General features: G+C 46.4%; 22 protein-coding genes. 7 read left to right on the top strand and 15 right to left on the bottom strand.

Features of this window, described 5'->3' with window-relative positions:
- Window positions 1–585: 585 nt before the first annotated feature.
- Entirely contained in the window at window positions 586–1,317 is a 732-nt protein-coding gene (locus KNQ12_RS01480) for a hypothetical protein (protein WP_214745917.1), read from the top strand.
- 191 nt (window positions 1,318–1,508) lie between these two features.
- Here the strand turns inward: KNQ12_RS01480 and KNQ12_RS01475 are convergent, their stop codons facing one another.
- Genes KNQ12_RS01475 through KNQ12_RS01460 form a run of 4 tightly spaced genes read right to left on the bottom strand, consistent with a single transcriptional unit; the run spans window position 1,509 to window position 6,206 of the window.
- Window positions 1,509–2,036 carry an HAD-IIIA family hydrolase gene (locus KNQ12_RS01475; protein WP_214745914.1) on the bottom strand — a complete coding sequence of 176 codons (528 nt, stop codon included), beginning with the start codon at window positions 2,034–2,036 and terminating at the stop codon, window positions 1,509–1,511.
- Between the two features lie 17 nt (window positions 2,037–2,053).
- Window positions 2,054–4,696 (bottom strand): ABC transporter permease, encoded by a 2,643-nt coding sequence (locus tag KNQ12_RS01470; protein ID WP_214745911.1) that lies wholly within the window; start codon window positions 4,694–4,696, stop codon window positions 2,054–2,056.
- A gap of 19 nt (window positions 4,697–4,715) precedes the next feature.
- Complete coding sequence (locus KNQ12_RS01465; protein ID WP_214745908.1) at window positions 4,716–5,483, bottom strand: hypothetical protein; 768 nt, start codon at window positions 5,481–5,483, stop codon at window positions 4,716–4,718.
- A 27-nt stretch (window positions 5,484–5,510) separates the two neighbouring features.
- Window positions 5,511–6,206 (bottom strand): ABC transporter ATP-binding protein, encoded by a 696-nt coding sequence (locus KNQ12_RS01460; protein ID WP_214745905.1) that lies wholly within the window; start codon window positions 6,204–6,206, stop codon window positions 5,511–5,513.
- A 157-nt stretch (window positions 6,207–6,363) separates the two neighbouring features.
- On the opposite strand from KNQ12_RS01460, the gene KNQ12_RS01455 reads away from it, so the two are divergent.
- A complete protein-coding gene (locus KNQ12_RS01455) occupies window positions 6,364–6,561 on the top strand; it encodes a hypothetical protein (RefSeq protein WP_214745902.1) in 198 nt (65 codons plus the stop codon).
- Between the two features lie 189 nt (window positions 6,562–6,750).
- On the opposite strand, the gene KNQ12_RS01450 is transcribed toward KNQ12_RS01455, so the two are convergent.
- From KNQ12_RS01450 to KNQ12_RS01420, 7 genes are all read right to left on the bottom strand, one after another.
- Window positions 6,751–7,065 (bottom strand): hypothetical protein, encoded by a 315-nt coding sequence (locus tag KNQ12_RS01450; protein WP_056061570.1) that lies wholly within the window; start codon window positions 7,063–7,065, stop codon window positions 6,751–6,753.
- Between the two features lie 9 nt (window positions 7,066–7,074).
- Window positions 7,075–7,905: a DUF2268 domain-containing putative Zn-dependent protease gene (locus KNQ12_RS01445; protein WP_251055688.1), complete on the bottom strand. Its 831-nt coding sequence runs from the start codon at window positions 7,903–7,905 to the stop codon at window positions 7,075–7,077.
- Window positions 7,906–8,109: 204 nt separating this feature from the next.
- Window positions 8,110–8,541: a hypothetical protein gene (locus tag KNQ12_RS01440; protein ID WP_214745896.1), complete on the bottom strand. Its 432-nt coding sequence runs from the start codon at window positions 8,539–8,541 to the stop codon at window positions 8,110–8,112.
- A gap of 38 nt (window positions 8,542–8,579) precedes the next feature.
- Window positions 8,580–9,386 (bottom strand): phosphotransferase, encoded by an 807-nt coding sequence (locus KNQ12_RS01435; protein ID WP_214745892.1) that lies wholly within the window; start codon window positions 9,384–9,386, stop codon window positions 8,580–8,582.
- A gap of 99 nt (window positions 9,387–9,485) precedes the next feature.
- Window positions 9,486–10,046 (bottom strand): ATP-binding protein, encoded by a 561-nt coding sequence (locus KNQ12_RS01430; protein WP_214745889.1) that lies wholly within the window; start codon window positions 10,044–10,046, stop codon window positions 9,486–9,488.
- Window positions 10,043–10,453, bottom strand: a complete 411-nt coding sequence (locus tag KNQ12_RS01425) for a toll/interleukin-1 receptor domain-containing protein (protein WP_058264981.1) — start codon at window positions 10,451–10,453, stop codon at window positions 10,043–10,045. The genes KNQ12_RS01430 and KNQ12_RS01425 overlap by 4 nt, the downstream gene beginning before the upstream one ends.
- Window positions 10,450–11,469, bottom strand: coding sequence for a serine hydrolase domain-containing protein (locus KNQ12_RS01420; protein WP_353047604.1), 1,020 nt, complete (start codon window positions 11,467–11,469; stop codon window positions 10,450–10,452). The genes KNQ12_RS01425 and KNQ12_RS01420 overlap by 4 nt, the downstream gene beginning before the upstream one ends.
- A gap of 144 nt (window positions 11,470–11,613) precedes the next feature.
- On the opposite strand from KNQ12_RS01420, the gene KNQ12_RS01415 reads away from it, so the two are divergent.
- The 3 genes from KNQ12_RS01415 to KNQ12_RS01405 are packed head-to-tail and all read left to right on the top strand — an operon-like array spanning window position 11,614 to window position 13,012.
- Window positions 11,614–12,108, top strand: a complete 495-nt coding sequence (locus KNQ12_RS01415; RefSeq protein WP_214745883.1) for a sigma-70 family RNA polymerase sigma factor — start codon at window positions 11,614–11,616, stop codon at window positions 12,106–12,108.
- Window positions 12,105–12,560, top strand: a complete 456-nt coding sequence (locus KNQ12_RS01410) for a type 2 periplasmic-binding domain-containing protein (protein WP_214745880.1) — start codon at window positions 12,105–12,107, stop codon at window positions 12,558–12,560. Before KNQ12_RS01415 ends, KNQ12_RS01410 begins: the two co-directional genes overlap by 4 nt.
- 14 nt (window positions 12,561–12,574) lie before the next feature.
- Window positions 12,575–13,012, top strand: a complete 438-nt coding sequence (locus KNQ12_RS01405; RefSeq protein ID WP_214745877.1) for a GNAT family N-acetyltransferase — start codon at window positions 12,575–12,577, stop codon at window positions 13,010–13,012.
- On the opposite strand, the gene KNQ12_RS01400 is transcribed toward KNQ12_RS01405, so the two are convergent.
- A complete protein-coding gene (locus KNQ12_RS01400) occupies window positions 13,004–13,387 on the bottom strand; it encodes a GNAT family N-acetyltransferase (RefSeq protein WP_214745874.1) in 384 nt (127 codons plus the stop codon). The two genes, KNQ12_RS01405 and KNQ12_RS01400, sit on opposite strands and share 9 nt — an antisense overlap.
- The gene (locus KNQ12_RS01395) at window positions 13,384–14,061 is read right to left on the bottom strand and encodes an HAD family hydrolase (RefSeq protein ID WP_214775393.1); all 678 of its coding nucleotides are present in this window, start codon (window positions 14,059–14,061) and stop codon (window positions 13,384–13,386) included. Before KNQ12_RS01395 ends, KNQ12_RS01400 begins: the two co-directional genes overlap by 4 nt.
- 27 nt (window positions 14,062–14,088) lie before the next feature.
- Between KNQ12_RS01395 and KNQ12_RS01390 the strand changes: the two genes are divergently transcribed.
- Both KNQ12_RS01390 and KNQ12_RS01385 read left to right on the top strand, forming a co-directional pair.
- Complete coding sequence (locus KNQ12_RS01390; RefSeq protein WP_214745868.1) at window positions 14,089–14,934, top strand: alpha/beta fold hydrolase; 846 nt, start codon at window positions 14,089–14,091, stop codon at window positions 14,932–14,934.
- Window positions 14,931–15,620 (top strand): alpha/beta fold hydrolase, encoded by a 690-nt coding sequence (locus KNQ12_RS01385; RefSeq protein ID WP_214745865.1) that lies wholly within the window; start codon window positions 14,931–14,933, stop codon window positions 15,618–15,620. The genes KNQ12_RS01390 and KNQ12_RS01385 overlap by 4 nt, the downstream gene beginning before the upstream one ends.
- Here KNQ12_RS01385 and KNQ12_RS01380 read toward each other — a convergent pair.
- On the bottom strand, window positions 15,582–16,445 hold the full coding sequence (locus KNQ12_RS01380) for a GGDEF domain-containing protein (protein WP_214775391.1): 864 nt from the start codon (window positions 16,443–16,445) through the stop codon (window positions 15,582–15,584). The two genes, KNQ12_RS01385 and KNQ12_RS01380, sit on opposite strands and share 39 nt — an antisense overlap.
- 137 nt (window positions 16,446–16,582) lie before the next feature.
- Window positions 16,583–17,101 carry a DUF4256 domain-containing protein gene (locus KNQ12_RS01375; RefSeq protein WP_214745859.1) on the bottom strand — a complete coding sequence of 173 codons (519 nt, stop codon included), beginning with the start codon at window positions 17,099–17,101 and terminating at the stop codon, window positions 16,583–16,585.
- Window positions 17,102–17,177: the final 76 nt, after the last annotated feature.

Genomic DNA, 17,177 nt, shown 5'->3' with positions numbered 1-17,177 from the left:
CGTGTCACTCGGAAGTATTCATATCATTCTCAGGGAGAAGACTGTTCATCGATCACTTACGCGCTGTATCTATTACGAAAAATTGCTAATAAATGGTTGAAGGGATTTATTGGTAAGAACAAGAAGGTAGTTAAAGTAACTACGCATCATTTAAAGGAGGCGGTGGCATGTCATTTTGGACATGGTTTTCAATCTTATTTGTATTGGCGGTCAGTGTCTACGCATCTTCTCAACCGAAACGTTCGAAGCAATAACAAATGCGCGACTCCCATTGTGATATGCTCCCTCAAAAAATAGACAGTTGAAACAATCAATACTATCTACTTTTTGAAGAGAGTTTTTTTAGAGTTACGTCTAGATTTTAGAGGGAGCAAAAACTACGTATTAATTTGAAGTTACAATAACATCAAAATACATTCGAGTTGATTGTCGTCGACGAGATCGCTTACGTTCTTCTATTGTCTCTCGACATGCAAGAATGCTATCCCTAGAAGTTTCCTTCAATCTTTTACATAACATAAATTCAGGATATTGAGAAAAACCTTCTGGTATTTCCTCATTAGTTGAAAGGAGATTGATTAAGTCATGCTAAAAAAAATAGTCTTACACATACTATTGGTTATTGTTTTGATATGTATTATTAAAGAATCAACTTCATATGCATACAATTACTATCAAAAAAAATCTCTTGATGCTTCTTCAGGACAATACTTTAGACTTGCAAGCGAGATACTTCCTAATCTACTAAAACCACGATACGCGCCTAAGGATACAAAGGGGAAAAGTGAAAAAATGAATTCTGTAGATCCGAAAGTATACTTATTTAAGGAAGATGTGAAAGCGGCGAAATTAAAAAAATCAAAGTTAGAAAAAATCATAAATGACGTCGTCGAGAATATTAAAAACATGAAATATTATTTCTTTATAATAGCTCTCATCATTATTTATTTATACGGACTTCGATCATGGAAAAAGCGTAACGTCCTATTTAATAAAAACCCCTATCTAAGTCAATCTAGATCAGAAGAAACGACGATGATAAATCATAATGTGACTAACTTTTATGAAGGTGAAGAGACTTTACTAAATAATGCCATACGAGAAGCTGTCATACGTTTAAATCAAACACTCCCGCTAAATTTAAGAAGGCTACGTTCGGAAACGTTTCATGAATGGTGTAAACGAATTGAACTTGGAACTAATCAAAATGTGTATTATTTAGCTCGTTATGATGAGAAAAATATCTGTATGTTGAATTTACAAGAGAAAAATCAATTTTTAAAAGATATCACATACTTTATGAGTCACAAAATGTGACTAGTAATTGTTACATTTCAGGAGTGAGACCATTAAAGTATCATCTAAAGGATGCGGTGGTACAATACTTACGACATGATTTGCACTCATATTTGTGTTAGCGCACAATATCCTCTCATCTTCGCAATCGAAACATTCGAAGAAATAACAAAGGCGCGACTTCCATTGCGGAAGCGCGCCTTTTTGTTTGTTTAGTTTTGCGTATCGAGCCAAGCGATCGCGTCCGTCAAGTCGTTGGCAATATAGTCGACGTTTGCTTGTTCCACCCGGTCAGCGTAATCACGAATGGAGCTCTCTCCAGCACCGGTTCGGACTAAGATTTTGATACACCCGGCGTGCGCAGCTGCCATCATATCACTCCATCGGTCCCCAATGACGACACATTGATCGAGTCGGAGATCGTGTTTTACTTGAGCTTGCCATAATAATTCAGGTGAAGGTTTGCGACAAGTGCAACAATCTTCCGCTGCATGCGGACAAATCAGCATATCATCAAAGCCGAAGTTCTGTAAATCTGTTCGAAAATCCTCTTCACGCGCCAATCCTTTTGAAATACCAGGTTGATTCGTAAACGCAATCAGTAAAATCCCTTGATTGCGTAAGCGTTCGATTAGCGAAGGAACGTAAGAAAATAACGCAAACGTTCCAGGGTAGTGGACGGTGGCATCTCCACCAATCGTTCCGTCTCGATCAAGAAATATTGCCTGAATAGAATTCATGTGTACAACTCCTTTGATTACGAAGCATCTTTTAGTTCTTGATACGGTTGCACACGTGCGGCCAATTGTGCTGGGATAAAGGCAGCGATGACACCGAACAGAATCGGTAAGGCGAGCGATACGCCAATCAACAATGGCTCATTCCACGGAACAAGATTGTACAGTGTATAAATTGTGGTGTAAGCGATTAACAGTCCGACGATACCGGAAAAGAGTCCGATTAAGAAACCTTCAAGGATAATCAATTGTCGGATCGCACCGTTCGTCCAGCCGAGTGCTTTTAAGACGGCGAGAGATGCACGGCGATCGGTGACGTTTTGCCACATGATCTCTCCCGTCGTCAAAATGGCGATTGTGATTGCGACACCCATCGTCACGTAATGCATCGGACCGACTTGCAAGGCAACGAATTGACCGAGCCACGACGTATAAAGAACACCTTGTAAATGGAACGTCACGAATAAGAAGAACGTCAAGAGCGCCGTCGGTAGAGCGATTGAGAGGACGGACAGGCTATTACGCTTCCATTTCCCAATTAGTTCTTTTAGCGCCAATGTCACGGTCGAACGAAGCTTCAGTCCGACACGAGCCGCTTTCGCGTATTCGCCAGTCTTAATTGCTTCGTACGGTGAGATGCGGCGAATCGTCCACGCTGACCAGGTCGCGCCAGCGAAGTAGATGACGAGACTGAATAGCGCGATCCAGAGAAGGCTCCAGCCGTTCATCGCTTCGTTACGAACATACGAGAAGACTCCTTCGACAATTAAGGCAACTGTCGAGACGAATCCGGCGAGGATCGCCGCCTCGATCAAGACAATTTTATAAAGATCCTTCGTCCGCCAGCCGAGTGCGAGTAAGACGGCGAATTCTTTCCGGCGGGCGAGCATCGAGACATAACTCGTCGCGAGGACATAGACGATCGCGACCGCGAGCATCGCGAAGATAACACCGGAAAAACCGACGCTCGTCTCGCGGAAGATCGTCATCGCGGCACCGATATGAACCCATGGTTGTTCGATCCAACCGAGTGTTTTGCCTTGTTCGACGACTTTCGTGACGACCGGTTGTGGGGAAGAACCCTTAGTTATCGTAGCGATGAGCCCGGTTTCTCGCTCGATTTGTTGCTTCACGTCTTGGAGTAATTGTTCTGACTCTTCACTGACGGTCGAAGCCCCTTTGATTTTTAGACGAATCGAAGAAATCGATTTTTCACCATATGTCTCTTTTGCAACATCAAGTGTTGTTAGAATATGCGGTGAGTTTGTCAGTAGTCCGACCGGGTTTCCAGACGATTGAATTTTTCGAGCTGGATTGATCGGTTGTTGTTTTTCGTCAAGAACTAAATCAGCCGTTGATGGTCTGTACGTCTCCATCGGTAACTGATTTAACGGATCTTTTGAAACCTGAATGTTGTCAGCATCATATTGTCCGATGATGTCCATCGAAAAATAAGGTACGACGTAAGGGAGCATTCCCGGATCTTTCGAGTTAAATTTTTTGCCCGTCGATTGAATCGAGCGATAACCGAATGTAGGGACATTAGTTTCAGAAAAACTCCAATTTTTTAATTTTGTTGGAGCTGTTTCAACGGCATACGCATTGGACCAGCGTTTAGGAAAGGGACTTTTAGTAGACTTGTATTTTAGTGGACTCGTTTTAAAGAATAGACCTACCTCAGTGGAACCAGTAGCGTCACGATTCATGAATCGTGTCGTTTTTCCATTCAATGAATTTAGAAAAATACGTTGCATATCCATGACGGAAACTGTTTCCTTCTGTAGAACTTTTGCTGGGTAGTCATTTAAAGATGAATTAAACGACGTTTTGTGCAGATCTTCTTTTGCAAGACGATTGATAAACGAGTGTTGCTCTTTGGCAGTCGAGAAAGATACCTTTAATTTTTCGACTTTAAATGAAAAATTACCGCGACTCACGGCATCGGGATCGATGATGACTGGGATGGTATGGAATGAGCCATCACTTCCTCCTTTACGATATTGGTCCGTTTCTTTAAAATACCGTGAATTTTTACCTTTAAGAATACTCTTGTCTAGTCCGACAAGTTTAGCTTCTGCGTCTGGATCGATTGCAACGAGAAGTGTCAGGTGATTCATCGTAAGATTCGAAAACTCTTGTATCGGTCTGGTAGAGAATGTTTTCTTTTCTGGAGCAGGATTTTTTAATCCTTGGACAATATGATAGGACTGATGATAAAGGCGCTCTTTTTTAATACCCGAGTCATCGTATTCTTGCGTCGTTAACCGATATACTCCGTCTTCTTTTGGGAATTTTAAGACTTTCGGAACGTTAACATTGATGCTTGCATAACCCATCACAGCAACGGGTGCCGCAATTTCAATGTCGTTCATTTTCTTGATGGTTTCGTATTGTTTGAAGGAAATTCCACCATCGATTCCATTCAAATAGTTCGGTTCCAGTAAATCATTCGACTCACTTGCAAGCTGACTTCCCTTCGGTCGTACGACGATGTCATACGCAGACGACCATTTTTTTTGTAACGTCTGTTCGACCGTTCCTTGACTGGAGTCGGTAAGATTGAACATCAAACTGAGTCCGGCACTGATGATGAGCGCACCGACGAGCGTCAGGATGAACTTCCCGCGCTGCCGGCGCCATTGATTGATGACGAAGCGTAACATATGTAGTCTCCTTTGCTTGTTATTGAGAGAGCTGCGTCTTTAAATAACGCGCAAGATCTTGTTCGAAATGGTGAATCGCTTGTGCATCGAGTGCTTTTACTTCTGCTTGCGCTGCGTAGCGGGTGACGAAGTAAGGGGAGAGTGGCGCCACCAGATGAATGCGCTCCGTCCAGTCTGTCAACGATTCGTGGCTTCGCCGTCTGAGGGCACGTGGTAATCGTTGATTAAAATCAAATAGCATCAGGCGTAATGATTCTTCAGGCGGAATAAGCATCGATTGAAGGTTTGTTTGTTGGACATAACTTTCAGACGATGGTTGGACCCAATGGTTTGCTTCACTTTCAAATTCTCGTGATTGTGATGAACGTCGCCGACGACGACGAATCCTGTATGCTACGAAAGCAACGAGTACAAGTACAGCAGTGAAGAATAGAATGTTGTTGGAGGATGTGCCTTCTACAACATTCAAAATAGAAAATGGAGGAAGATCCTTTACTTTTCGACCGCGTGGCGTTCCTCCCGTATTTTTACTTTTTTCATCGGACGTTCCCATATAGATGCCGTCTTCTCTCTCATCGATTTTGTCATCGAAATTACAACTGTTTTTTGTGAAGAATAAATTGGATAAGTCGTTATGATTACATCCCCGCACGATCGTCGTCTCCTGTTCCGAGAAGTCCGCATTCCGAAACGCTTCATACGCAGACTGCGTCGATACCGACAGCAACAGAAAAACGACAAGTGAGCCGATGAAGCTCGTGATTAATTTGGCACGAAACGTGTGCAACGCGAGACACCTCCCTTTAAACAGTACTTAAACACTTTGCACCGTACGCTTCCGGCGATCTTCGACGATTCGTCCATCCTGCATGAAGAGAATCCGGTCAGCACGTTCGGCGAGTTCTAGGTCGTGTGTGACAAATAAAACGCCACACTTGGCTTCACGATGCAGCTCTAGTAACAATTCGAAGATTGCGTCACCGGTCACGGAATCAAGATTACCGGTCGGCTCGTCCGCGAGAATCCATTGCGGATGGTGAAGCAGGGCACGGGCGATCGCGACCCGTTGTTGTTGTCCACCGGATAATTGAGCCGGTAAAGCATTCCGTTTATCGTCGAGTCCAACCCGTTCGAGCAGCTCGAGAATCCGCTCCTCTTGATTGAAGGATGTCTTTTGCTTTAACAAGGCGACCTTTAAGTTCTCAGACACCGTCAGTGCAGGTAACAAGTGAAACTGCTGGAAGATGAAGCCGATCTCTTGCGAGCGGAATTGTGATAACCGTTTGTTCTTCCAAGACGTAATGTCCTGTCTGTCATAGAGAATCTGACCGGACGACGGACGATCGAGCGAACCAAGGAGACTAAGGAACGTCGATTTTCCGGACCCGGACGGACCGACGAGTGCCGTTACTTCCGATTGCAAAAATTGTCCATTTAGTTGATGCAAGACATCGGTCCGGACACCGCTTCGCTCGAACGAGTGCGAAACATCTTGAAAGGTAATATTCATGTGGCCACTCCTTTTACATAATTTGGTTAAATATAGTGTATTATTTTTAGAAAATTTTGTCTATTGTGTTTTTATTTTCGAAATCCTTACTCATTTATGTTTTTCTTATAACTTCTCTCTAAGATTGGATTAACCCCAATCAAGGGAGGCATTTAACATGAAACGAACACGCAAGAAATGGTTATGGATCAGTGGAGGGGTCATCCTGGTACTCCTATTAATCGGTTCCACGCTCTTTTTAGGACGAGGAGAGGCACAAGGAACGAAGGAGGTCGTCGAGTCGAAGACATTAAAAATATTCTTCTGCTTCTCAGGAACAACAGTGGACGAAGAAATTACTTCGACTTGTCCTTGATTTACTTGGCGTGTCCGTCGATCTTCAAACGAATTATTGCTTCACCTGACGATGAGGTAACGATTGAAAATCATCCAGATCAAGGAACTAGCATGACAATTATGTTGATGATGCACGAGCTTCAAGCATGATGACATAAAAAAGAAGCACGAACTCACACGAGTCATCGTGAAAAGCAGCGCTCCTTTTTTATGTTTCTAGTCTGATATGAATTGCTCGTAATTGTTTTTTCAAAGCCGTTCTCGCTAAAGGTTCACCCTTTCCTGTACCAGGCTCAAAGGCATAAGGGCTAAAGACTTTAGCACCTTCTTTGAGCCAGTTTGAGCGATACAAGTCATGTGTCTCACTTCTCGATAAAAAGATACCGTCCTCGATTTCGACATTATCGTCTACTCCGAACTGAAAGCCGCAGCAAGAACAAATTTCAAACGAAGCGTCACCATTTTCGTCATAAGCAACGTCGTCCATTTGCGCATATCCGCAGACGGGACATATGTATTTCATGAAAGCACCTCATTGTTCAAGAATCTTTTGATACGTGTACCCTTTTAAGATATCTGCTTGATTCGTATAGGTCCAGTCAGCAATGGACTGATCTGGATGCGACTCAAAATAGTGATTGAGGATATCACGTCCCAAAATGTAGTTACTCCAGCGAGGAATCTCTTTTTGTTTGTTACCTACGACGAAGTCGAGTTGTGATACTTCATATCTGTTGACCAGATGCACGACATGTTTCTTCGTTACTTCATCCATTTCGACATTCCATGGAGGGGAGACGCCTTTGACGATTCGGTCGGCAAAGGCATCTGCCTTTCCTTCGACGATGACGGAATTAAGAGTCGTACTTAAACTAAAATCAGGTGTATCCTTGAGGACTAAGTGATGATATTCGTGTGCCGTCGAATATGCCAGGATGTCTTTATCGTAGTTTGTATCCAGATAGAGAATGAATGCATCTTTATAGGCTGCTCCTGTAACACCTTTCATTGACTGAAGATCGAAAGAGGATTCAGGATTAACCGGAGCGACGATGATGGTACTTTTCTTTTTGGGAAGGATCTTATGAGAAGCGATGTAATTTTTTTTAATGATTTTTGTAATGTCATCTTGTTGTTTCATCAAGTCCTCGATTTTGTCGAGTAGCTCTTGTTCGTACACGGTTGATTGCAACATTGGGAAACCTTTCAAGTCGGCTGTCGCAAACTGCTCCTTTTCCCCGATTTTGTCGATATAGCTTAAGACATATTTCGCATAATTCTTTTTATCTTCTTCAGGATCATTGTTTTTTAAGGACGATTGTAGATATTGTTTGTATGGTTCATAAAGAAAAACAATGTTCAATTTACTTTCGGCATCGATTTTTACAGATTCGGATTGTATTTTTTCACTCTTTAAGATCTGTTGAGTAGAGGGTCGTGTTGTCTTCTCTTGTTCCGTGCAAGCAGTTAAGAACAGGAAGGGGATAGCGAAAAGTAAGGTCAGTGATTTTTTCAATATACGTTCATACTCCTCTTTTTTTAGGGTGTAACAACATCTGCTGTTCAATTAATCCTCTTTCGCCATATGATCAATGATGATTGGATCACTGTAGGACAAAATGTAAAAATCCTGTTCATGTGTCCTGATGGCAAATAAGTGCAAGTCCCCCCGTTCCGTATAAATTTCCTTCGTTTTCATATACTTTGCAGCGAACTCTCCAAATATCGATTCTTTTGACTTCACGACCGGACAAGGGTTTCGGAGTCTGTCGTCGATGATGCCATGCTCTTGCAACGTTCCTAGGAAAACGGCGTACTTTTCGAAACGCATCAAAAAGTAATCGCGCGAAGGATCGTCAATCAAAAGATTGAATGTTTCGTCAGCGCCATAAAAATAGAAATCAATCGCGTAATGGTCGTTCGCCTTTAACGACATCGTATCCAGTTCGAGATCATATTCTTCAGTCGTCAGTAAAAAATCGAGATCAATAATCTTCAAAAAAATCACTCCTTTGTGATGATCGATGTCGTAGAACATTATGTTATCGAAGGTTTATCGATGAACCACTTCTCCCCATGTTCCGTGATGAAACGGTATTCCGCGCGGTAATGTGTGTCGTGACCTTCTTCTTTCATCTTGATGAAGGCAGCATCACCGTTCGCAGCTCTTTGATCAATCAACAGATAGAGGGCTTCGACGCGTAACAATAACATGGATAGGAGTTCGGAACGCGGTCCTTCATAGCCATACGCATCAAGGAACCGACTCACTCGCTTGGCGAAACGTGTGTCATCTTGCTCTAGTGAATAAGCAAGAACGGATCCGTCAGGTGCCTGTCGTCTGCTGCTAATCGGAACGAACGTATAGAGCGCATAGACGATATCCCAAGCACGTGGACCAGGTGCTGCGAGGTCAAAGTCAATCACGCCACTCAGTTTTTGATCCTGAAAAATCGTATTGTAGACGGCAAAATCGTTGTGGCAGATGACTTCGTATGGAGTCGGGGTATTGAGCAACGGTGCCCAGTCCGGTGAGACGTCGAAGTCGACTGTAGCGTCATGATACTGGCGCATCAGATGCGCAACATCGTCCAATACGTCGTCATGCCACATGTATGCTTTTAGCGGATAATCGGCCGTTTCGCCAGGGAGGAAGGTCAGGATCTCTCGATTTTGTTCGTCGATGCCGACGAAACGCGGAACACCAGATAGACGTTTCGCTTCTAAATGGCATAATAACCGTTGGACGTTGTTGCTGTTCTCTTTTTGTGAGCGATAGACATGCTCACCTTTTTGATAGACAGCGGAGACATTTCCGCCGGTCAATCGTTGTTCTTCAGACATGAATATTCCTTCTTTCTTTTGTAATCGGTTACATATCGGCTAGTCCTTTTGCATGCGTTGATAAAGAAGCGGGTGCTTTACGCACGATTGTCATGTTCTTCAATCAGTCGACACAGCATCGAAGAGAGCGTCAAGCGACGGATCCGTGACTTGATCGAGGAATGTGTCAACGTCTTCCATCGAACGAAGACGAACAATCTGGTCCGCTTCACCGGAAACTGGCGGCTCAATTCGTTGCCGCTGATAGATGTCGTAGTACGACGAGTCGCCACGAATTTCTCGTCCATCGCGTTTGGAGTGAGTCAGTCGGTCTGCAATTGTCACTTCGGGTAAATCGAACCAGACGAGGATCGAACGGAACGTCGAACGGGAGAAAGAATCTAATAATTGTTTCCGACCAATCCGCGAGGTGTTGGCATTACATAAGATGATCGTCTCGACGGAAGACGTGATTGCCTGTTCGATCAACCATCCCGTCAAGTCATGTTTGATCTGATTCGGTCCTTCTGTTGGAACGAGGTCCGGATAATGTTCGAGCAAAAAGCGTGCTTGAAGATCCTGATCGATGACAAGGCTTGCTGGTAGACGTTGAGCAAGCTGTCGTGCGAACGTCGTTTTCCCGGCATGGGTCGGTCCAATCGTCAACAGGACGGTCCTCATGACGTAAGTTGTTCTTCCGGTAAGCGATCAGCAAGAATCTGCGCGAGCCAGTCTTCTTTCGTTCCGAAGCAAGAGGTCGTCCGTCCGATATGATAAAACGTACTGGCCAATGGTCCGGTGAAGTAGGTCGCATCCGGCATGCATAAGTAAATCGGGCGATTCGTCGCGAGCGCAATCCCGAGTTCGACGTGACTACTTTTTCCTGCTGGTAACACGAGGACGAAGGCGTCCGCTTGTTGCACGGCTTCGAATTCAGCAAGACCAATCTTTCGTAATGCTTCAGGATCCTCTGCCCGATCATTCATCGTCCAGTCGTATGTTACATCGTGTCCACGCAAGCGGAGTTCATCGCGGAGCCAGCGGACGGTCAACGTGTGATCAAAGCGAGAAGCGATATAAAGGTTCATGTATGGATTCCTTTCTCAAGTAAAAGTTGTTCGATGGCCTGAACGAGCGCGTAGGCTCCGTCAGACGTATTCGATAAGACGGTGACGATCGTTTTCGATTGTGGATAATAGGCGGAATGAAAGCTGACACCCGGGTCGTAACCCATGATGTGCCACTTCTCGCGTTTGGCATCGAGTCGTTTCAGCCAGACGCCGTAACCATAAGACGCAACATCGTTGACTTTGACGTGGGGATGAAACAGTTGCGCAGTCATCGATTCAGACAGCAACTGATGCGTCAGAAGACTTCGCCAGAAACGTTCCATGTCTGATGCTGTGAGGAAGGCGCCGCCATCAGGTCCGCCAATGATCGGTAACGCATAGTGATTCGTTCGCCACGTTCCGTCTTCATTCTCGATGTGACCGATGGCTGTATCTGCCGGTAGCGAATCGAGTCGGAAGTAACCAGACTGTGTCATTTGCGCCCGAGCGAATAATTCGTTCGTCACATAATCCGCGAAGGGTTGTTTCGTCAATTGTTCGATCACGAGACCGAGCAGGATGTATCCAGCATTGTTGTAATGAAAACGTTCGCCTGCAGTGAACAGTCTTTTTTGACCTTGAAACAACGGTAAAAAATCGATGGGACGACGCAAACGGTACATCGGGAAATCTTGAAAGACCTCCTCGAAGTCGGTCATCGTCGCTTCATCAAAATAATCACCGATGCCTGACGTATGGGTTAACATATGATGTATGGTCACACCGTCTAGATCGATTCCTATGTCCGGTAGAATCGGCGCGACGTGTTCGTCGAGTGCTACCTTTCCTTCCTCGACTAACCGTAAGATAGCGACCGCCGTGAAGAGTTTCGCACCTGAGGCAATTCCGAATCGTGTCGTTTCTGTATTCGATGCGCGGTAGCCTCGATGTGCGAATCCGTTAGCATGGCTAAAGATTTGTTCACCTTGCTGGTGGATGGAGACCGCCCCTTCGAGATGCGTAAGCTCCGGTAATGCAATGAGTTTCTTGTACACGTTCATCACCCTCTCTGCTTCCCATCCTATCGAATTCATTCATGCAAGAAAAGGGAATTATAAGAAAAATTTGAAAAAAATGAAACTTTTTAAACGTGTCGCGTATCTAATAGGGGAGTGATTGCCAAAAAGGAGGATGCCGATGTGTTCCGAAAGTCAGGTACAGCATTATCCGACGCTGCTTTTGAAGCAGCTTTATTCGCAGAAGAAGACTATGTGTACCGTATTTCCTTCATTTATCTGAAAGAGGAGGCGGCAGCGCTTGAGAACGTCCAAGAGGTCGCGTACCGGGCATGGCGTGGGCGAAAGAGTTTACGGGATGCTTCGTATTTTAAGACGTGGTTGACGCGCATCACGATGAATTGCGCTTTCCAGCAACATCGAGCGTCGTTTCAGCCGCTCGCGATCGAACCGAGTCAAACGACTTCGTTTGAAGAGCGTCTCGTCGATCGCTTGTACTTGAACGATTTACTGGATGTCCTCGAGCCGACCGAGCGATCAATCGTCTACTTCCGGTATGAAGAAGATTTGTCATTGCAAGAGATTGCGCAAACCTTCAATGTGCCACTGAGTACGATCAAAAGCACGTTGTACCGCGCACTCGAGAAGGTACGACGACAGAAGGGGATGAGTCTATGAATCACGAGCCAAAATTCTTGATCGACGTACCGTCATCCGTCAGGAAACGAACAATTCAGGGTATCCGCAAAGCAAAACGGCGCCGGCGCTCTGTACGAGCTGTTTGCCTTGCTGCAGGTCTGACGATCATCGGTTTCAGCTCCTTGCATGAGACCGTTCCCGAGCAATCGTCGCAATCGATGGTCGTCGGCATGTATTATGATGAACAGTTATACACGGTAGCCAAAAAAATTACGGATACAGATTGGCAACAGCTGAAAGGGAAGCGACTCGGTGTCACGGATGATGTCTTGACTGATACGCAACTAGAACAGGACACATCTGATTTTGCGTCGAACCTCGATGCGTTTACCGTCTATCAAATCAAGGATGATCCGGTATCTGAGCACGTGCTGGTCGTCGGTGAGGAAGAGGGTCGAGAACGGGTGATGATTCTGTCGCCCACACGATAAGGGGGGAGAGAAATATGACCATCCGGTCTTGGACAACAGACGATCTACCACAATTGGTCGGATTGATGACGCAACTTGGTTATCCGGCAAGCGAGGACGTCTTACGCGAACGATTTTCGCGGGTCACCCGTCATCCGGATTATGAATTGCTTGTGTTAGAAGACGACGATATGCTTCTCGGCTGCGTCGGTCTGTTTCAGGCGCAAGCGTTTGAGCATGATACGACCTATGTCCGAATCGTCGCGTTTGTCGTCAACGCGAAACATCGTCGGCAGGGAATTGGACGCCGTTTGATACGAGCAGCGGAAGACTGGGCGCATGCAAGAGGAGCAACTGCCGTCTTGCTGAACAGTGGCAATCGACCGGAACGCGAAGCAGCCCATCACTTTTATCAAGCAATGGGCTATAGCGTGACGAGCACGAGTTATTCGAAATCACTCGCTTCATCGTGATTTACGGAAACCATGGAAAGCACGAAATCCTTGTTGTTCATAAAAAGAAGCAGCTTGACGGGTTGCCAGGAGATCGATCCGCGTCGGATAGGTGAGTTGCAAGTGATTGAGCAACTGTTGTCCGTACCCACGCTTGCGTGCGTTTCGGCTGACGAGGAGCTCACAGACGAACGTCGTCACTGAACCGTCCGTTAAAGCGCGGACATAGGCAAGGATTTGTCCGTCAGACTCAAGGACGAAAGCGGCATTTGCATTCATCCACGCGTTGCGGGTCCGCTCTTGATCAGCAACGAGATCCTGCCACCCTTCTAATGCGTTCAATCGATGAATCTGCTCAAAATCGTCAGGTTGGAAACGGCGAATCTGTTCCGTCATGGCTGGTTCTCCTTTCGTATCAGGTCTTGGAGTGGGGCAGGTAACTGGCACCAGTCCGAAAATTGCTTGTCAGTCAATGGAACATCGCCTGTGCGCTTCCAAATCGCCTTCATGCCGAGGGCGCGTGCCGGTAAGATGTCGTGGTCGTAATTGTCGCCAACATAAAGGACTTCGTCCGGGCGAACACCTAAACGATCCGTTAAGCGCAAGAAAAATGTCGGATCCGGTTTACGGACGCCTTCTTGTTCCGAGATCACAATCTGCGTAAAGGAGGGAGACAGTCCGATTGCGTCACAGACGGCACGTTGGAACGTCGTACGACCGTTCGATAGTAAGCCGATGGGTAGCTCAGGCGGTAATTGCGCAAAAAAGGCGTCGACTCCCGGAAAGCTCCGTGCGAAGATCGGATAACGCGCCACGTAGTCGTGTAGCAGTACTTCAACAGAAAGCGACAACTGGAAGCGACGAATCATTTCCGTATAGACGTCGTCCTTCCAGACGCGTCCTTCTTGATCAAGCGCCAAGAACGTCGTGATGTAGTCGTCGATCGGAACAGGCGCAACTTCACGAAAACGTTGATGCTGATCCCGAAGGAAATAGGGAAGAGAACCGGACCGGTCATGTAACGTCTCGTCTAAATCAAACAATAAAGCACGAATCAAGGTAAACACCATCTTTCAAAGTATAGAGGAGTGATTTTAGTGGAACGATGTATTCAACAACACGGAAAACAAGTGACGTTTTATGACGATGGTTCGACAGGTCGACCGTTGTTACTCCTCCCCTCGCTCGGTGGGACGTATCAGGACTGGGCGGACATTCTGACGAAACTGACACCGGACTACCGCGTCGTCAGCTTTCATCCGCACGAATGGTCGGACGATTACATCGACGGGACGACCGGCATCTTACGGCAAATCGACCAGTTCCTTAACGTGATAGATATCACGACTCCGGTCACACTCGTCGGTCATTCCTACGGTGGACTCGTTGCGCAAGCTTTTGCTCTACATCATCCAGAACGTGTCGCCGGTCTCGTTCTCGTGGATGCGACGTCCGTTGATTTAGCAGAACTCGATCAGCTGGATACACCGATGCTCGACCGGGAAGGGGATGACGCCGTCTGGATCGATCGGTTCGAAGAACTATCAAAAGCAACTGATTTACGTGACCGTTTCCCGGACGGGGATGACCGCACGGATTGGAACCCGACGTATTACCGGTCGATGCATGCGATCATCTCGCAGTGGAAAGCTGATGCGAAAGATCTTCAACCACGCATGCGCGATCTCGGTGTTCCGTTGACCGTTCTTGGACGGGACAAAGCGCAGTCGATCGAAACGATGAGCGCTGCTGGTTTTCCAAAAGACGAACTGGAGCAGATGGAAGGAAAATGGCAGGAATTGATTCAGCGACAGGCGAATCTATCCGATCAGGCGAACGTGACGTTCGTTCCGGGAACATCACACCTGATGCATCGCGATCGTCCGGACGTCATCGTAGACGCGATATTGACACTACATCAATTTAAGGAGTTTACCGTATGACACGTATGTATGTACTACATGGTTTAATGGGAACGGCAGCAACACACTTTGCACCACAGCTATCCGCTTTAGCGGATGATTTTACGTTCATTCCGATTGATCTGCCTGGTCACGGAATGACGACGGAGCCGGCAACGGACGATTACTTATCACAAGCAACACGTGCCATCCGCGAACGGATGGCACAGGAAGGTACAGGATGGATTCTCGGGTTGTCGCTTGGCGCAACGCTTGCGATGCAACTGGCACTCGATCCACCGGACGAACTCGAAGGGGTATGTATCACGGGTTTTTCACCATTCATTCCTAAAGCGATGGAGCCGCTGATGCGCAAGCAACGAGAGTTCTTCCTTAACCTCGAACAGCAGGTACCGGAGATTGCCGACCAATTCGAGCAGTTGCATGGTCCTGCCTGGAAAACGACGGCGAGGGCAGTTCTCGATTTGATGACGTTCCGTTTCCCGGCACTGACGGAAACGATGCTGCAGTCGATCACCTTGCCGGTCATCATCCTAAATGGAACGAATGAAACATACGAAGTCGACGCAACCGCGTTCGTTGCGGAACATGTGCCAAACGTCATCGTCTTACCAGTCGAGGGAGCGGGGCATACAGCGAATCTCGATCAACCGGAACGCTTTAACACCTTATTGCTTCAAGCGCATCAATCCATGCTGACGACTTAAGCGTTCGTTTATCTTCTCTTGATACATCTGTTCATCTGCCTCATGCAGGACGTCGTCGACACGGCGTCCTGTTGTTGTATGAACGGCACCGATTGCGAGCCCGATTTCGTGCGTCGCGAACGTCGAGCGAACGTGTTCGACGAATCCCTCAAACGTCTCAATCGACGGACTCTCATCAATCAAGACGAATTCATCGCCACCGATCCGGTAGCCATGATCTGTCAAGCGGCGGATGCAAAGTCCAGTTTGTTCAAGCAAGGCATCACCGACCGCGTGACCGAACCGATCGTTGAGTTCTTTTAGTTCATTCAAGTCAAGCAGAATCAACCCATAAGTCGTCTTATCTTGATCGAGCGTGCGGACAGCCTCGTTGAAGGCATGGCGATTACCAAGACGTGTCAAAGCATCGATCCGGTATTGATCAAGCAATGCCTGTTGTGATTTCAACTGCTCGTCAATGTTACGGATCACCCCTTGGATGGCAACGATCTGTCCATTTTCACGAATTGGTGTCGCATATTCTTCGAACCAGATGTACGTTCCGTCATTCGTCCGCCAGCGTTGCCGAAACGGCTGATCGTAGTCACAGTCGCCCGAAATCTTCGACATCAAGACTTCGATGTCTTCCGGATGAATCCGCGCGAAACACTCGTCTGGATCCATGTAGCTAGCTGCTGCCACGCCTTTCCCCATATGGTCATCGAGGGAAGAACTGATATAACGAAACCGATATTCCGGCTGGACTTCGAACACGTAGAAGATATCTTTAAACAATGCGATCGTATCCGGCTGTCGCTGGCGGAATAACCGTAAACTGATCAACATGAGAAGACCACCCACAATCAATCCCAATACAAATATGACGTCCACCTCCTCTATTCATCGACCATCATATCATAATTGGGTTTTATTACCTATAATTTACAAAAAACACTCTACTTTAATCGTAGAGTGTTTTTGGATTAGTCTAGCTCAATGCAGACACGAAATCCTCGGCTCGCATAATAGGAATCCGCCCCGTTGTGATAGATGAACGTCGTCTGATAACGACGATCTCCGAATAAAGCGCCACCTTTTTGACGAATCACGTCCGGCGTCGCAAGCCAACTGGAGGTTTTTTCGTCAAACGAAAACTGCGTCTGCAGTGTTTGATACTGTTCAGGTGTTAAGAGGTGCACCTCTAGCGCCTCAATCATCGACTCGACACTTGCGACGGGCGCATTTTTCTTTCGACCAAGCCGAGCGGATTCGTCCAAACAGACACTTCGACGACCAGACGGACTCTCTTTGACAGTGTCGACGATGACGAATCGTCCATCAAGGGTTACGACATTCGGCTCGCCGCCTGTCTGTTCCATCCAAGCGAGGGCTGCTTGTTTCGAAGACGTCAGTCGTGACTCGACCTCGTCATACGAAAGACCCTCGTGGCGATCAGGAGTAGCTTCAAAACGATCACGAAAATTCGTGAATTGGTCCTCCATCGGTAAAACCTCACTTTCCTAGTCCATTTTTTCCATTATTCAATGAATCCGCTTCCAGTGCAATCGTTTAGTGACT

Origin of the sequence: Exiguobacterium sp. s11, from assembly GCF_018619015.1 — a bacterium.
Lineage (GTDB): Bacteria > Bacillota > Bacilli > Exiguobacteriales > Exiguobacteriaceae > Exiguobacterium_A > Exiguobacterium_A indicum.
Note: the sequence above shows the minus strand (reverse complement) of the source record. Positions and strands in the feature narration are given on the sequence as shown.

What these genes read in the sequence shown, in the direction of transcription:
- KNQ12_RS01480 (WP_214745917.1), top strand. Translation starts at nt 586, where the DNA reads ATGCTAAAAAAAATAGTCTTACACATACTATTGGTTATTGTTTTGATA.
- KNQ12_RS01475 (WP_214745914.1), bottom strand. Translation starts at nt 2,036, where the DNA reads ATGAATTCTATTCAGGCAATATTTCTTGATCGAGACGGAACGATTGGT.
- KNQ12_RS01470 (WP_214745911.1), bottom strand. Translation starts at nt 4,696, where the DNA reads ATGTTACGCTTCGTCATCAATCAATGGCGCCGGCAGCGCGGGAAGTTC.
- KNQ12_RS01460 (WP_214745905.1), bottom strand. Translation starts at nt 6,206, where the DNA reads ATGAATATTACCTTTCAAGATGTTTCGCACTCGTTCGAGCGAAGCGGT.
- KNQ12_RS01455 (WP_214745902.1), top strand. Translation starts at nt 6,364, where the DNA reads ATGAAACGAACACGCAAGAAATGGTTATGGATCAGTGGAGGGGTCATC.
- KNQ12_RS01450 (WP_056061570.1), bottom strand. Translation starts at nt 7,065, where the DNA reads ATGAAATACATATGTCCCGTCTGCGGATATGCGCAAATGGACGACGTT.
- KNQ12_RS01435 (WP_214745892.1), bottom strand. Translation starts at nt 9,386, where the DNA reads ATGTCTGAAGAACAACGATTGACCGGCGGAAATGTCTCCGCTGTCTAT.
- KNQ12_RS01430 (WP_214745889.1), bottom strand. Translation starts at nt 10,046, where the DNA reads ATGAGGACCGTCCTGTTGACGATTGGACCGACCCATGCCGGGAAAACG.
- KNQ12_RS01425 (WP_058264981.1), bottom strand. Translation starts at nt 10,453, where the DNA reads ATGAACCTTTATATCGCTTCTCGCTTTGATCACACGTTGACCGTCCGC.
- KNQ12_RS01410 (WP_214745880.1), top strand. Translation starts at nt 12,105, where the DNA reads ATGAATCACGAGCCAAAATTCTTGATCGACGTACCGTCATCCGTCAGG.
- KNQ12_RS01405 (WP_214745877.1), top strand. Translation starts at nt 12,575, where the DNA reads ATGACCATCCGGTCTTGGACAACAGACGATCTACCACAATTGGTCGGA.
- KNQ12_RS01400 (WP_214745874.1), bottom strand. Translation starts at nt 13,387, where the DNA reads ATGACGGAACAGATTCGCCGTTTCCAACCTGACGATTTTGAGCAGATT.
- KNQ12_RS01395 (WP_214775393.1), bottom strand. Translation starts at nt 14,061, where the DNA reads ATGGTGTTTACCTTGATTCGTGCTTTATTGTTTGATTTAGACGAGACG.
- KNQ12_RS01385 (WP_214745865.1), top strand. Translation starts at nt 14,931, where the DNA reads ATGACACGTATGTATGTACTACATGGTTTAATGGGAACGGCAGCAACA.
- KNQ12_RS01380 (WP_214775391.1), bottom strand. Translation starts at nt 16,445, where the DNA reads ATGTTGATCAGTTTACGGTTATTCCGCCAGCGACAGCCGGATACGATC.
- KNQ12_RS01375 (WP_214745859.1), bottom strand. Translation starts at nt 17,101, where the DNA reads ATGGAGGACCAATTCACGAATTTTCGTGATCGTTTTGAAGCTACTCCT.